This window comes from Kineothrix alysoides, assembly GCF_000732725.1.
GTDB classification, from domain to species: Bacteria; Bacillota; Clostridia; order Lachnospirales; family Lachnospiraceae; genus Kineothrix; species Kineothrix alysoides.
The window spans coordinates 138,153-153,512 of sequence record NZ_JPNB01000001.1; the positions used below are offsets into that span (position 1 = coordinate 138,153).

9 protein-coding genes are annotated in these 15,360 nt (G+C 46.3%); all 9 read left to right on the forward strand.

What is annotated here, in order from left to right:
- Positions 1 to 46: 46 nt before the first annotated feature.
- On the forward strand, positions 47 to 2,437 hold the full coding sequence (locus tag CC90_RS0100605) for a GH36-type glycosyl hydrolase domain-containing protein (RefSeq protein WP_031388907.1): 2,391 nt from the start codon (positions 47 to 49) through the stop codon (positions 2,435 to 2,437).
- A gap of 21 nt (positions 2,438 to 2,458) precedes the next feature.
- Positions 2,459 to 3,874 (forward strand): phosphoglucomutase/phosphomannomutase family protein, encoded by a 1,416-nt coding sequence (locus CC90_RS0100610; RefSeq protein WP_031388908.1) that lies wholly within the window; start codon positions 2,459 to 2,461, stop codon positions 3,872 to 3,874.
- A 347-nt stretch (positions 3,875 to 4,221) separates the two neighbouring features.
- Positions 4,222 to 6,072 carry a sensor histidine kinase gene (locus CC90_RS0100615; RefSeq protein ID WP_031388909.1) on the forward strand — a complete coding sequence of 617 codons (1,851 nt, stop codon included), beginning with the start codon at positions 4,222 to 4,224 and terminating at the stop codon, positions 6,070 to 6,072.
- A gap of 123 nt (positions 6,073 to 6,195) precedes the next feature.
- Positions 6,196 to 7,509 carry an ABC transporter substrate-binding protein gene (locus CC90_RS0100620; RefSeq protein ID WP_031388910.1) on the forward strand — a complete coding sequence of 438 codons (1,314 nt, stop codon included), beginning with the start codon at positions 6,196 to 6,198 and terminating at the stop codon, positions 7,507 to 7,509.
- A gap of 85 nt (positions 7,510 to 7,594) precedes the next feature.
- Positions 7,595 to 8,389 carry a response regulator transcription factor gene (locus tag CC90_RS0100625; protein ID WP_031388911.1) on the forward strand — a complete coding sequence of 265 codons (795 nt, stop codon included), beginning with the start codon at positions 7,595 to 7,597 and terminating at the stop codon, positions 8,387 to 8,389.
- A 59-nt stretch (positions 8,390 to 8,448) separates the two neighbouring features.
- The gene (locus CC90_RS0100630; protein ID WP_031388912.1) at positions 8,449 to 10,518 is read left to right on the forward strand and encodes a methyl-accepting chemotaxis protein; all 2,070 of its coding nucleotides are present in this window, start codon (positions 8,449 to 8,451) and stop codon (positions 10,516 to 10,518) included.
- 151 nt (positions 10,519 to 10,669) lie between these two features.
- A complete protein-coding gene (locus CC90_RS0100635) occupies positions 10,670 to 10,855 on the forward strand; it encodes a hypothetical protein (RefSeq protein ID WP_031388913.1) in 186 nt (61 codons plus the stop codon).
- A gap of 190 nt (positions 10,856 to 11,045) precedes the next feature.
- Entirely contained in the window at positions 11,046 to 11,870 is an 825-nt protein-coding gene (locus CC90_RS0100640; protein WP_242843217.1) for an HAD-IIA family hydrolase, read from the forward strand.
- A gap of 39 nt (positions 11,871 to 11,909) precedes the next feature.
- On the forward strand, positions 11,910 to 15,347 hold the full coding sequence (addB, locus tag CC90_RS0100645) for a helicase-exonuclease AddAB subunit AddB (RefSeq protein ID WP_031388915.1): 3,438 nt from the start codon (positions 11,910 to 11,912) through the stop codon (positions 15,345 to 15,347).
- The last annotated feature ends 13 nt before the right edge of the window (positions 15,348 to 15,360 follow it).

A 15,360-nucleotide genomic window follows, 5' to 3' on the forward strand; every position in this document is an offset into this window, starting at 1 on the left:
CTGACTCTGCTTGGAGGTATACCGATTAGATTAGGAGGATGAGTGGATGCAGTACGGACATTTTGACAACGAGAAGCGGGAATATGTAATCGACAGAGTGGATATACCCACATCGTGGACCAATTACCTCGGCGTGCAGGATATGTGCGTGGTGGTAAATCATACGGCCGGGGGCTACATGTTCTATAAGACTCCGGAATACCATAGGGTGACGAGATTTCGCGGCAACAGCATACCCATGGACAGACCGGGTCATTACGTATACATAAGGGATAATGACAGCGAGGACTATTGGAGCATATCTTGGCAGCCGGTAGGAAAGTCGCTGGAGGAAGCGAAGTACACATGCCGCCACGGCATGTCTTATTCGACTTACGAATGCGACTACAGCAAAATCAAAGCGACCCAGACCTTGGTCGTGCCGCTTAACGATGCGGTGGAGCTTTGGGATGTGACAATTAAGAATGAAGATGATAAGCCGAGAAATTTAAGCCTATTTTCTTATTGTGAATTTTCATTCCATCATATTATGATTGACAATCAGAACTTCCAGATGAGCATGTACTGTGCAGGATCTTCTTATGGGGACGGTATTATCGAACATGACTTATTCTATGAAGAGTTCGGGTATCAGTATTTTGCCTCCAATTTCGAGCCGGACGGCTATGATTGCTTAAGAGACAAGTTCCTGGGGCTTTACCATACGGAGGACAATCCGGTGGCAGTGGAGAGGGGTAAGTGCAGCGGTTCTCACGAGCTTGGAAATAACCACTGCGGTTCTTTACAGAAGAACATCGTATTGCAGCCCGGAGAAGAAGTCAGGGTTATATTCATGCTGGGCGAGGGCAGAAGAGAGGAAGGAAAGAACGCGAAGGAGAAGTACAGCAATCTTTCCACAGTGGATAAGGTATATGAAGATTTAAGGGAATACTGGAACAATAAATTTGAGAAGCTTCAGATTAATACTCCGAATGAAGGTATGAATACGCTGATTAATACATGGACCTTATATCAGGCGGAAATTAACGTGATGTTCTCCAGGTTTGCGTCCTTTATAGAGGTGGGCGGACGAGTAGGATTGGGATACCGTGATACGGCGCAGGACGCTATGACGATTCCTCACTCCAATCCGGAGAAATGCAGACAGCGTATTGTAGAGCTGCTGCGCGGCCTCGTATCGAAGGGATATGGACTGCACTTGTTCCAGCCGGAATGGTTCGAGCCGGATCATGAAGAAAAGCCGTTCAATTCGCCGACTGTTATCCCTTCTCCTGATAAGGACAATATCGTACACGGCTTAAAGGATGCGTGCTCCGATGATGCATTGTGGCTGGTATCCTCTATCGTGGAATTCATAAAAGAAACGGGAGACAAAGCCTTTGTAGATGAAGTGATTACTTATGCGGACGGGGGGAAAGGAACCGTTTATGAGCATATGATGCGTATTCTGGATTTTTCGGCCGAGCAGGTAGGAGCTACGGGAATATGTAAGGGACTTCGTGCGGACTGGAACGACTGCCTGAATCTGGGCGGCGGTGAGAGTGCTATGGTATCATTCCTTCATTACTGGGCAATCGAGAACTTTCTGGAGCTGGCAAAATATTTAGGCAGAGAAGAAGAAATTGTAAAATATACCGAAATGTCCGAAAAGGTCAAGAAAGTATGCAATGACGAGCTGTGGGATGGAGAATGGTTTATCCGTGGCATTACCAAGAACGGCAAAAAAATCGGTACCCACTCCGATAAGGAGGGTAAGGTTCATCTGGAGTCCAATTCATGGGCGGTTCTTTCGGGAGCTGCTGATTATGAGAAGGGAATCCGTGCCATGGACAGTGTGGATGAATACCTCTATACTCCTTGGGGAATCATGTTGAATGCGCCTTCTTACACGGTACCGGACGAGGACATCGGCTTTGTAACGAGAGTATATCCGGGCGTCAAGGAAAATGGTGCGGTATTCTCCCATCCCAATCCTTGGGCTTGGGCAGCAGAATGCAAGCTGGGACGAGGCGACCGTGCCATGAGATTCTACAATGCGTTATGTCCTTATTACCAGAACGATAAGATCGATATAAGAGAGGCAGAGCCATATTCTTACTGCCAGTTCATCATGGGACGGGATCATACCGCCCACGGACGTGCGAGACATCCGTTTATGACAGGAACGGGCGGCTGGGCTTATTTCTCAGCAACCAGATATATGCTGGGCATGCGTCCGCAGTTCGAACACTTAGAAATCGACCCTTGTGTCCCTGCTGACTGGAAAGAATTCTCCATGCAAAGGCAGTGGAGGGGCGTGGATTATCATATTGAAGTGGTGAACCCTGACGGCGTCATGAAAGGGGTAAAGGAGCTTTACCTGGACGGTGAGTTGGTACAGCGCATTCCGCTTATGGATAAAGGAACGGCCCATCAGGTAAAAGTGGTGATGGGGTGACAAAAGAAGGGAGAGGACGAAATGATTAAGTTCGGAACGGGCGGCTGGAGGGCTGTCATTGGAGATGAATTTACGAAAGCGAATATTCAGCTTCTGGCGAAAGCGCTTAGCGATAAGATGAAGGCAGAAAATATGGCAGAGGAAGGAATTGTCATCGGATATGACAGAAGATTCCTGGCAAAGGAGGCAATGCAGTGGGCCGGCCGCGTATTTGCAGCGGAGGGTATTACCGCTTATCTAATCAATAAGTCTTCGCCGACGCCGCTTATCATGTTTTATGTGATGAAGCATGAGTTTCCTTATGGAATGATGATTACTGCCAGTCATAATCCGGCTATTTATAACGGAATAAAGGTATTTACAGCGGGAGGCAGGGATGCCAATGAGGAACAGACCAAGGAAATAGAAGAATATATTGACAGGCTTTCACCGGAAGATGTGAAAGAAATGGAATATGACGAGGCTGTGGAAGCAGGTTTGATTCGGGAAATTTATCCGCTGAATGAATATTTGGATGACATCATCGCGGCGGTGAATATGGAGGCAATCAGAGGCTGTGGACTGAAGGTAGTGCTGGATCCCTTATACGGCGTAAGCGAGACCTCTCTTTCTACCATACTCCTTACTGCAAGGTGTGAGGTTATTACGATACACGACAGACACGATACACTGTTTGGCGGAAAGCTCCCCTCACCTTCGGTTGCGACACTGCGTCCTTTGCAGAATGCGGTTATTGATAACAGGGCGGACATCGGAATCGCTACGGACGGCGATGCCGACCGCATCGGTGTTATCGACGATACGGGACGTTTCCTTCACCCCAACGATATTTTGGTGCTGCTCTATTACTATCTTGTAAGATACAAGGGCTGGGAGGGACCGGTTGTAAGAAACATTGCGACTACTCATATGTTAGATAAAGTGGCGGAGAAATTCGGGCAGAAGTGCTACGAGGTTCCCGTAGGATTCAAGCATATTTCTTCTAAGATGTACGCCACAGGTGCCATCATCGGCGGAGAATCTTCCGGCGGTCTGACGGTGCGAGGCCACATCAACGGTAAGGATGGTATTTATGCGGCAGCGCTTTTAGCGGAGATGATCGCGGTCACAGGGAAGAAACTGTCCGACATTTATAAAGAGATTGAAGAGGAATGCGGCAGTATTTTCATGGAAGAGCGGGATTATAAATTCACGCAGGAGAAGAAAGAACAGATGCACAAGCTTCTAATGGAGGATAAACAGCTTCCCAAGCTGCCATTCGAGGTGGAAAAGGTGTCTTATTTGGATGGAAGCAAAGTGTATTTTAAGAACGGAGGCTGGGTAGTGGGAAGGTTCTCAGGAACAGAACCGCTGATCAGAGTGTTCTGCGAAATGCCGAATTTAGAGGATGCCAAGAAGGTATGTGAGATTTATGAGGAGTTCCTCGGACTGAAATAATAAGGCTTTGTTCAGAAATTAAGAAAGGATTGCTCGAAAGGGCAGTCTTTTCTTGCATAATAGGAAAATGTTTTTGTTGCAGAAACAATATGTGCAGCTACGCGCGCCAGGCAAAAGTGGTGCTGCCGAAACACACTTTTCTTGATTTATGAAAAGTGGCGTGTTACTGTAAAGGGGCAGACATAATTGATTATAGACGGTGAAAATATGGCACATAGCATGCATGAGGTATTCTATGTTGTTGTGAAAGCGAAATAACAATATTTGCGTGCAGGATAGGATAATTTTGCGTACCGGATAGTTTCTGCGGGCAGTGGGTAATTAAGAGAAGGAATGGGGAATGCGGGATGGGCATTTTATCGGGTAAGAATATAGATGAGAATATAGATGGGAATATAAATAATAAAGCGGAGAGAAAAGCGGAGAAGAAAGCGCGGCGGGAACAGAAGAGGACACCGCTTAAGTGGAGCATGATACTGGTCCTTATTTTGTGCTGGATACTGCCGCTTTCTATCATAGCGTATGCGATGCTGTATGTGACGACGAGCAAGATCAACAAGCAGATAGAGCGGACCATCGTCACCTCTGCGGACAATGCGATAAAGATAAGCGAAATGCAGATGAACGCGGCGATCACCGCTTCGAAGAACGCCTCCTATCTGCCTACGATAAAGGAAAGCTGGCGTCAGTATAAAAAGGATGAGAATAAGACGGCTCTTTACGGAGAGGTAATACGATTTTTGGAGCAGCATTACCGATATGATGAGCACTTTTTATTCACCACCCTAATGTTTACGGAACAGCCTTACGAGCCTTATTTTACATCATTTTCGGGAAGTGCCAACAACGTCGCCTACCGGACGAATCTATATTTTATGGAAAAGGTGCATCCGTTAATCATGGACATATATCCTGATTTGGATACAGATGTGAAGCTGATCAACGTGGAAGGGCATATTTATTTAATCCGCAATATGATGGACTCAGCCTACCATCCTTTCGCGGTAATTGTCATGGAGCTGGACAGGGACAATATTTTTGGAAGTTTGGAAAGCGCATGGGGCTATACAGGAAGTCAGGTCTATGTGGACGGAGAACTGTTATTGGAAGATGAGAACAGCAAAATAGAAGCAGATATGGAAAATTTTCAGACAAACAGCAGAATGTCGCGGTTGATTCAGGAGGATGGGGAATATAATGTCTATACGGTAAGGAAGCCGGACATACATTATATGGAGTATGTCATATCGCTGAATAAGCAGCTCATCATCGATGAGACGGCGGCAATCAAATATGTCTGCGCTTTTTTTGTCATCTTCATGATTCCGCTGACGATCATCGTATTCATCTTCTTTCATAGGAAAGTGACGAGGCCCATAGAGGGCTTGATTAAGGCCTCCCATATCATAGAAGAGGGAGAATTCGGCTATCAGATAGAACGGGCTGGGAACAGTCAGGAATTCAAGTACCTGACGGAAGCGTTCAACAGCATGTCAGAGAAGTTAAAGCATCAGTTTGAAACTATATATTCGGAGGAGCTTGCACTTAAGGATGCCAGAATTATGGCGCTTCAATCCCAGATCAATCCTCATTTTCTCAATAACACGCTGGAGATCATAAATTGGGAGGCAAGAATCAATGAGGACTATAAGGTGAGCCAGATGATAGAGAACCTGTCCATTATGCTGGAGGCTACTATGGACAGAAGACACAGACGATTTGTCACTCTGGTGGAAGAGCTGTCCTATGTGGATGCCTATTTATTCATTATTTCTAAACGTCTGGGGGAGCGCATGCATGTGGAGAAGAATACGGACGATACGCTGTTCAACGTGAGAGTTCCCAGACTGATCATACAGCCTATCATCGAGAATGCGGTGGAGCATGGAATCATTGGGCAGCCAAGAGCGAAAGTAACCTTAAATGTCTTTGCGGATGAGGATAAGCTGGTAATAGAGGTGCGCAATACCGGCACGATGTCGAAGAAAGATGAAGAGAAGATAGAGCAGCTTTTAGGAGATGAGCAGGAAGTGGGTGAACTTAGCTCCACGAGTCTCGGAATAAAGAACGTGAATAGGAGAATCAGGATTATATATGGAGAGGAGTGCGGACTCACTGTAAAAAATGCCGAAAATTATGAGACAGTGAGCAGAATTACTGTCAAATTGGATATGACAACAATAAAAGACAATAAATAGCAATTCTGGCAATTTTACTATTTCTTAAGTTTTAATAGAATAAATAGTATAGGAAAGCTGAAATTTGCTATGAACAATTCAAGGAAGATCATCGCATATCCATATATATGGGAGGTTTCAGATATGAAAAAGGTATTAGCAGCGCTAATAGTGGGGGCAGGAATTTTTGTAATGGCAGGTTGCAGCGCGGATTCGGCGAAGAAGGCGCAAGTGTCTGCCGGAGAGCTTCCGGTTACCCTCAATGTAGTTACTACGTTCGCAGGTGAGGACACCAATGCCGGGAACTATCAGGAAGCGATTGCCAAATGGCAGGAGGAAACCGGAAACGCTATCAACGACGCTTCCGGAACTGTAACAGAGACCTTGAAAGCGAGAATAATATCGGATTTTGAAATGGGTTCTGAGCCGGATGTGCTGTTTTATTTTAACGGTATGGATGCCAACCCCTTCGTCGAAGGAGGAAAGGTTATTTCTATCGATGAAATCCGCGCGGCATATCCCGATTACGCGTCCAATATGAAGGACGGTATGATGGGTGCGTCGCCGGTAGACGGCAGGAATTATTCCGTACCCATGAACGGCTATTGGGAAGGCTTATTTGTTAATAAAGAGGTATGTCGGGCAGCGGGGGTAAAGATACCTACCTCTGATACCACATGGGAGGAATTCATGACGATATGCCAAGCGATTAAGGATGCAGGGTATACTCCGATTGCGGCATCCTTTGCAGAGGTTCCCCATTACTGGTTTGAATTCTGCATTTATAATTATTTGGACACTGCATCCCACAACATCCTTCCGAAGGCTATTGATGATGAGCAAGGGACGGCGTGGGTTAACGGTATTATGGACATGAAGAATCTATATGACAGAGGATTTTTGCCCGCTAACACATTGTCTGCCACCGACGGGGAAACATTCCAGCTATTTGTGGACGGAAAGGCAGCATTTTTAATTGACGGCTCATGGAAGGTGGGCGGTATTGAGGAAGCGACGGAGGATATCGATAATTTTACGGTTACATATGTACCCGCTAAGGATAAGCGCAAGTCTACGGATATTGTCGGAGGATTGTCCTCCGGTTGGTATATTACGAAGAAGGCATGGAACGACCCGGAGAAACAGAAGGCATGTGTGGATTTCATTACCTACATGACCAGCGATGAGATGGTAACCAAGTTCGCTTCAGTGGCGACCACAGCTTTAAAGGAAGGTACGCAGGTGGATAAGAGCAAGCTGTCTTCGCTTGCGGTGGCCGGATTGGAAATGGTGGAAGGGGCTACCGGTATGGCTTCTGCGCTTCAGGACCAGCTTACACAGGAGCAGCGGGTGCCGGTATTCAATTCCATGGCGGATATTCTGACGGGTAAAGAGGAGGTGAAGGATGCTGTGGTGCAGCTCATCGATTTGGTGGAAGAAGCGCAGATGCAGGAGTAGCCTTTTACGATTTTTTGCTTTTAAGATGCTTTTCTTGTCGAGCTTTTTGTGATAGAATCCATATATGATTATGGAGGTATCACGCATGTATAAAGTAGTGATTATTGATGATGAACCGATTATAGTAAGGGGCCTTAAGAAAGCGGTGAAGTGGGAGAACCTCGACTGTCTGGTGGTGGGAACCGCGGGGGATGGAGTGGAAGGCTTGGAGGTAATCCGAAGAGAAAAGCCGGACATACTAATATCCGATATTTCTATGCCTAAAATGGACGGGCTTAGCATGATAGCTGCTTTGAAATCGGAATTTCCCGACATGGAGGTTACGATTCTCACAGGCTTTCGCGATTTCGACTATGCGCAGGAGGCAATCCGGCTGGGAGTATGCCGTTTTTTGTTAAAACCATCGAAGATGGAAGAACTGGATGAAGCACTTTTTGCCATGCTGGCAAATCTGAAGAATAATCCTTCTGTAGTAAAGCGTTTATTGGAAGGCCGGGACGAGGCAGCAGAGGAAAATGAAGAGGTGCTCGATAGTGCGGCAAGCAGCTTTATTGTCAAAAATGCCCTCGCGTACATAGAGAAGAATTATAAAGAGAGGCTTAAGCTGGCGGACGTTGCGGACAACGTGTATGTAAGCCAGTGGCATTTGAGCAAGCTGTTAAATAAATATACCGGACAGAATTTTTCAGAGATATTGAACAATGTCCGGATGGAGCAGGCAAAAAGGCTGCTTACCAATCCATCTTTGAGGATTGGAGATATTGCGGAAGAGGTGGGTTTTTTGGATATGGCCCATTTTTCCAGAGTGTTTAAAAAACAGGTGGGGATATCTGCAAATGAATACCGCAATACGGTATTATGCGATGGAAAGGATTCGTAAAGAGTCCTGACGTGAAAGATTTCCCCCAAGCCGTAAGATTACTATTGGGAGGAAACAAAATGCGTAAAATTTCTACATCGATTATCGTTTCTATCATCGCTTGTGTTTTAGTCGCATCCATCGCGGTGGGGGCTATCAGCACAAAGGTAGCGGTGAAGGAAATCAATAAGGAGGCCAGAGAAAAGCTGAGTGCGATGTCTCTGCAATATGCAGGAGACATCAATATGAAGTATCAGAATCTGGAAAGCCTTGCGGAGAGTATATCGTCGTATATCGTGGGTACCTATGAGCCGATAAGGCTCAGCGATAAGGCTTATAACAAAGCGTATATGAAGAAACTGGGCGGCTATCTGGCACGTATTACGCAGCTTCATCCAGAGGTCGCGAGCATGTATGCCTACACCGAACCTGAGGTACAGCTGGGAGTTACCGGAACATGGTATAGTCAGGGAAAACTGGTGGAAATGGATGCTGTTTCTGAGTACGATAATTATTTGAACCGTGCTGCAAACTGGGAATGGTATTATCAGACGAAGGAAGCGGGAGAAGCGATTTGGCTTGATCCCTATTATAAAGAAGCTTTTGACAAATCCTGTGTAAGCCGTTGCGAACCGGTTTATGTGGAGGAGAAGCTGGTAGGCATCATCGGTGTGGATGTGGATTTCAATGAGATATCTGATATGATACGCGGAATCTCCATTTATGATACCGGAAGGGCGTTTTTGCTCAATACGAAGCAGCAATTTCTTGTGGATGAAAGCTATACGATAACGGATACGCTGGAAAGCGTAGGCTATATCGGCTTGATGGAGGCTCTTAAAGAGAACAGCACCGGAGTGGTGGAGATGGATCTGGGAGGCGTAAAGTCATTGGTAAGCTTTGTAAAGCTGGATAATGGATATACGCTTGTGCTCTTGGCGTCGGTTTCAGAGGTGGAAAGCGGAATCGCCTCCATGCAAAGAAGTGCGTTCTTTGTCATATTGTTCGTGAGTTTATTCATATGTATCTTCGCCTTTATGATAGGAGGCACTATATCCAATCCTCTTAAAAAGATGGTGGTGGATTTAAAGAAGATGCAGGAGAGCGATTTTACCGGCAGCGAATATGTGAAGTATTTGAATAAGAAAAACGAAATCGGCAAGATTGCCATCGCCATAGATAAGGTACAAAAATCCATGGGGCATGTGATTGAGACGATGTCCGGTGAGGGAAAAGGAATTAGAGAGGCGTCGGGCAATCTGGGCAGCATTATTGACGATTATAACAATATGGTAACGAATATTTCTTCTGTGTCTCAGGAGCTGGCGGCGGGAATGCAAGAAACTTCAAACATGGCGGACCATCTGGGAGAGACATCGAAACGCATGGAGGAATACGTTGCTGTCATGGAAAGGCAGAACGGGGAAGGTATTGAAAATATAGCGGCGATTTATGATAGAGCAGGAAGGCTGAATAAGGAATCTCAGAGTGCAGAAAAGGAAAACGAGATTCTTATCGATACTACCAAGAAGCGTCTGGAAGAGGCAATTACGGATTCCGGTCAGGTAGAGCAGATCAACGAGCTGACGAAGGCTATTCTCAGCATCTCTGATTCCACTAATCTTCTCGCCCTCAATGCATCCATAGAAGCGGCCAGAGCGGGCCAGGCGGGAAAGGGATTTTCGGTAGTTGCGGAGGAGATCAGGAAGTTAGCAGAGAGCTCCAAGGATACCGCCGGAGAGATTCAGCGGATTACCCAAATGGTAACGGAAAGCGTGAAACATTTGTGTGACTGTGCTACGCAGGTCCTTTCCTACATGGATACCAATGTTAGAAAGACATATCAGCATCAGGTGGAAATCAGCAAGCAGTATCATGAGGATGCGGAAAATATCGACGGTATTTTGAAGCAGTTCTCTGATGTGGCGAAGAAAATAAGCGGAGAGAATGAAGTCATTATGCAGGTTATCGACAGCCTGCAGAGGGCTACCACGGATGGAGCCGTAGGTACAGAGGAAGTGGCCCATAGTGCGGAGGGAATGCTGCACGGTACGCAGGGCTTGCAGGAGGCAGGCGTTAAGCTTCAGGAAATCGTGCATGAGATGGAAGCGACTATTGCGGCGTTTCATGTGCCGCAGGAAGAAGCGTAATATTGTATGGGGGACTTTGATCTGTGGGTTCCTGATGTAAGATGAAATATAAATGAATAGCGGGGAATGAAAGTAAGAGGGTGGAGTCACCCTCTTACTTGTTTTTTAGGGTGGGGGAACGTATAATGAAGTGTAGGGGTGGGGGAATTTTATGTGTAATTTGGGAGGTTGTGAAAGGCTTTCTTCGGTGGATTGGGTTTCTGTTCTGACGTTCGCGGCTGTATTTTCTAAAGAAAACCGTGAATGTAATGAGGACGGACGGGCCGGCAGCAAAGTACATCCATGTACTATGCTGCCTAAACGCCGCATCCTTGCGGCGTTTTCCCTGGGTGCCTAGGGTTTTCTTAAGAAAATGCAAGCCGCTCACTAAAAGAACTGAAACCCAATCCACCGAAGAAAGCCTCGGCAAGGTTGTAAAAGCGTATATAAAATTAATGAGGTTAGGGAATGAAATTGTATATAAAATTGGTAAGGTTATGGACTATATAATTGTTTAAATTTATATAAAGGACGGGAGATAATAAGAGATGGGCGATTGGACGATGCTTCCTGAGGTAAATGAGGATAGAGAGGGAATTTTGGCGGGGATTGAATGTTTTGCATTGGATATGGATGGAACGGTTTATTTGGGGGAACGGTGGATCGAGGGGGCGAGGGAATTTTTAAAGAGGATTGAAGATTCGGGGAAGAGGTATGTGTTCCTGACGAATAATTCTTCCAAGAATGCACAGGTATATGTGGAGAAGCTGCGCCGTATGGGGCTTGAGGTGGGGATGGATAAAGTAGTTACATCGGGGCAGGCGACCATTTATTATTTGAAGAGGTATTTTCCGGGGAAGCGGGTGTTCTTGCTAGGGAATGATATGCTGGCTGAGGAATTTGAGAAAGAGGGAATCGTGCTTGTGGAGGAGAAGCCGGAGGTGGTAGTGACTGCTTTCGATACTACGCTCACCTACGCGAAGATGTGTAGGGTGTGTGATTTTGTGCGGGAGGGGCTTCCCTATATTGCTACTCACCCTGACTATAACTGTCCTACGGAAACGGGATTTATTCCGGATGTGGGGGCGATTCATGCGTTTATTCATGCGTCTGCGATGCGCTATCCGGATAGAATTATCGGAAAGCCGAACGCGGATATGATGGATTATTTGATAGAGCGGACCGGGGCGGACAGGGCAAAGACGGTAATGGTGGGGGACAGGCTTTATACGGATATTGCGGCGGGAAGGAATAATGGCTTATGGAGCATTCTTGTTTTGAGCGGTGAAGCTTCTATGAAAGATGCGGAGGAATCGGAGGTAAAGCCTCATCTTATTTTTGATTCGGTAAGGGAGATTATGCGGTATTTGTAGCAGGAGGTTGCTATTCACAGCAGGAGAGGAGTATGACAGATGGGATTGCGTTTTTATTTCGGAGCTTCGGGTGCAGGAAAGAGCACGAGGCTGCATGAGGAAATGGTGAGGCGGGGAATGGAAGAGCCTGATACCAATTTCCTCATTATTGTACCGGACCAGTTTACCATGCAGACGCAGATGGATTTGGTAAAGGCACATCCGAGGAAAGGGATTATGAACATTGATGTTCTTAGCTTTGGAAGGCTTTCTCACAGAATTCTGGAAGAGGTGGGGGCGGACAGGCGCGCGGTGTTAGATGATACCGGGAAGAGTCTGGTCCTTAGAAAGGTAGCGGAGGATATACAAGAAGAGATGCCGGTAATCGGAAGTAATCTTCGTAAAATCGGGTATATTCATGAGGTGAAATCCGTGATCTCGGAGTTCATGCAGTACGGAATCGGAGAAAAGGAACTCGGTGAGCTTGCGGCCTACGCTGAAAAACGGGGGGCGCTTTATCATAAACTGAAGGATTTGGAACTGCTTTATAAGAAATTTCTCGAATATATACGGGATAAATATATTACTACAGAGGAAACGCTGGATTTGCTCTGTGAGCTGCTTCCAAAGTCCAGGCTGGTAAAGGGGAGCGTGATAGCCTTCGACGGCTTTACGGGCTTTACGCCGATTCAGAACAGATTGATCCAGCGGTTGATGACGCTGGCGGGGGAGGTCATCGTTACGGTGGTGATGGACGCCGGTCAGGATCCGTATAAGCCGGATGGAGAGCAGAAGCTTTTTTACTTAAGCAAGAAGACTACCGCAGACTTAAGGAAGCTTGCGGCGGAGGCAGGCGTGCCCTTTGGAACAGACGTGTTCTTGAAGGAGGAGCGGCTGCCAAGATTTCAGAACAACGAAGAAATGCAGCATCTGGAAAAGTATTTGTTCCGGTATCCTGCCAAGGTGTATGGAAAGGATAGCGAAGCGCTGCATCTTTTTGAGACCTCTTCGCCGGGAGAAGAGATGAGGCAGGTATGCATCGAGATAAAGCGGCTCATTAGAGAGAAGCATTATTGTTACCGGGATTTTGCCATCGTAACGGGAAATATGGAGACTTATGCGGGACATGCCCAGACGAAAGCAGCGAAGTTCGAAATTCCCGTATTTATCGATCAAACAAAGGGAATCTTGTTAAATCCCTTTATCGAATATATAAGAAGCGCACTTAAAATTGTTATGGAGAACTTTTCCTATCAATCTGTGTTTCATTATCTGCGCAGCGGTCTTGCCGACTTTACGAGGGAAGAGACGGACCGGATGGAAAACTATGTAATTGCCAGAGGAATCAAGGGTAAAAAAAGGTGGATGGACATTTTCACAGGAAAGGAAGAGGAAGGCGAGGAAGAAGAGCTTGCTCGACTGAACGGTATACGTGAGAGGTTTGTAGGACAGATCATCCCTCTTACCCGAAAAGCGGACACCGCCGGGGAAAAAATAAAGGCGTTGTATGGGTTTATAACGGAGAATAAGGTTCAGGAGAAGCTGGCAGCATATGAAAAAATGTTCGAGAGGAAAAATGATGCCGCCAGAGCCAAGGAGTACGGGCAAATATATCGCCTGGTCATAGATTTGCTGGATCAGATTGAAAGTCTGCTTTCGGATGAAAAAATGAATATGAAAGAGTTCGCCGATATTCTGGATGCGGGTTTTGGAGAAATAGAAGTAGGAATGATTCCTCAGAATGTGGACCGGGTTGTAGTAGGTGACATCGAGAGAACTCGTCTGAAGGAAATCAAGGTGCTCTTTTTCATAGGGGTCAATGATGGAAATATACCCAAAAATGCTGGAATGGGTGGAATTATATCCGATATCGACAGGGAATTCCTTCAGGAATCGCCCTATGCGCTGGCACCTACGCCAAGGCAGCAGATGTACATACAAAGGTTGTATCTTTATATGAATATGACCAAGCCCTCGGAGTACTTATATCTTTCCTACTGCAAGGTGAGCGGAGAGGGTAAGAGCCTGCGCCCTGCATATCTGATTGATACGCTAAGCAAGCTGTTTCCTCGCCTGAAGGCACAGAAGCCGGAGCTTAAGAATCCGGAGGAGAAACTGGAAACGAAGCGGGCGGGGCTGGACTATCTGACGTCCATGCTGAGGGAATATGCAGCAGGGAAGCTGGGAGAGGAAGACAAAAGAAGGTTCTTTACGGTTTACCGCGCTTACCTTGGGGATGAGGTATATAAAAGCCGTATTGGAGAGCTTATCGAAGCGGCATTTACCTATTATCGGGAAAAAGGTCTGGGTAGGGAAATTGCCGGAGCTTTGTACGGAAATCTCTTGGTCAGCAGTGTAAGTCGTCTGGAAACTTATGCGGCTTGTGCCTATGCCCACTTTCTGAAATATGGCCTTTCTCTGGAAGAAAGGGAGGAATACAGCTTCGAAGCGGCTGATATGGGAAATGTGTTTCATGGAGTACTGGAGCTATTTGCCGGAAAGCTGCAGGAGCAGGGCTATACATGGTTCGATTTCGGCGAGGAGGAAGCGGAGGAAATGCTGACTCAGGCCATGGATGGCTATGCGGCTGCCTATGGGAATACGATTTTATACAGCACTGCGAGGAACGAATATGCCATAGACCGAATGCGCCGCATTTTAAAACGCACGGTGCTCACGTTGCAACACCAGCTGAGAAAGGGAAGCTTTATCCCTGAAAACTTTGAGATGTCCTTCCAGATGGCAGACAATCTGGAGTCAGTGAATATCGCCCTTTCGGGGGAAGAGAGGATGAAGCTGCGGGGGCGGATTGACCGTATCGATACTTATGAGGATGAAGAGCATGTGTACGTAAAGGTAATAGACTATAAATCGGGGAACAGAAAGTTTAACCTGGCAGCGCTTTATTACGGGCTGCAGCTTCAGCTTGTGGTATATATGAACGCTGCCGTAGAATTGGAAAAGAAGAAATATCCGGATAAAGAAGTTGTTCCGGCAGCGCTATTATATTATCATGTGTCAGATCCGATGGTGAAAGCGGAGGGGGAGGTAACGCCGGAGGAAATCAATGAGAGACTTCTGAAAGAGCTTAGAATGACCGGTGTAGTCACTGGAAATGACACAGTTATCAGTTTGCTTGATGGAGAATTCTCGGATAAGTCTGATGTTGTGCCCGTAGAACGGAAAAAGGACGGAAGTTACAGCTCGAAATCGAGTGTCATAACTGGAGATGACATGGAAGAAATATCTGGTTATGTAAACTATAAGATCAAACAAATCGGTATGGATATCATGCAGGGAAATATAGAAATCAATCCTTACGAGCAAAGCGGGGGGACTTCCTGTGATTACTGTGAATATAAAAGCGTCTGCGGCTTCGACGAAGGAATAAGCGGATACGGATATAGGCGGCTTGAGAATCTGGAGGCGCAGGAGGCGATGGAGAGAATCAGAGAGGCGAATTCGAAATCCGGATATGGAGTCGAAATCCAGATATGAAGTTGAAATCCGA

Excerpts from the sequence above, each read along its gene's own strand:
- CC90_RS0100635 (WP_031388913.1), top strand. The coding sequence starts at position 10,670 with ATGTGTAATTTGGGAGGTTGTGAAAGGCTTTCTTCGGTGGATTGGGTT.
- CC90_RS0100620 (WP_031388910.1), top strand. The coding sequence starts at position 6,196 with ATGAAAAAGGTATTAGCAGCGCTAATAGTGGGGGCAGGAATTTTTGTA.
- CC90_RS0100610 (WP_031388908.1), top strand. The coding sequence starts at position 2,459 with ATGATTAAGTTCGGAACGGGCGGCTGGAGGGCTGTCATTGGAGATGAA.
- CC90_RS0100630 (WP_031388912.1), top strand. The coding sequence starts at position 8,449 with ATGCGTAAAATTTCTACATCGATTATCGTTTCTATCATCGCTTGTGTT.
- addB (WP_031388915.1), top strand. The coding sequence starts at position 11,910 with ATGGGATTGCGTTTTTATTTCGGAGCTTCGGGTGCAGGAAAGAGCACG.
- CC90_RS0100615 (WP_031388909.1), top strand. The coding sequence starts at position 4,222 with ATGGGCATTTTATCGGGTAAGAATATAGATGAGAATATAGATGGGAAT.
- CC90_RS0100605 (WP_031388907.1), top strand. The coding sequence starts at position 47 with ATGCAGTACGGACATTTTGACAACGAGAAGCGGGAATATGTAATCGAC.
- CC90_RS0100625 (WP_031388911.1), top strand. The coding sequence starts at position 7,595 with ATGTATAAAGTAGTGATTATTGATGATGAACCGATTATAGTAAGGGGC.
- CC90_RS0100640 (WP_242843217.1), top strand. The coding sequence starts at position 11,046 with ATGGGCGATTGGACGATGCTTCCTGAGGTAAATGAGGATAGAGAGGGA.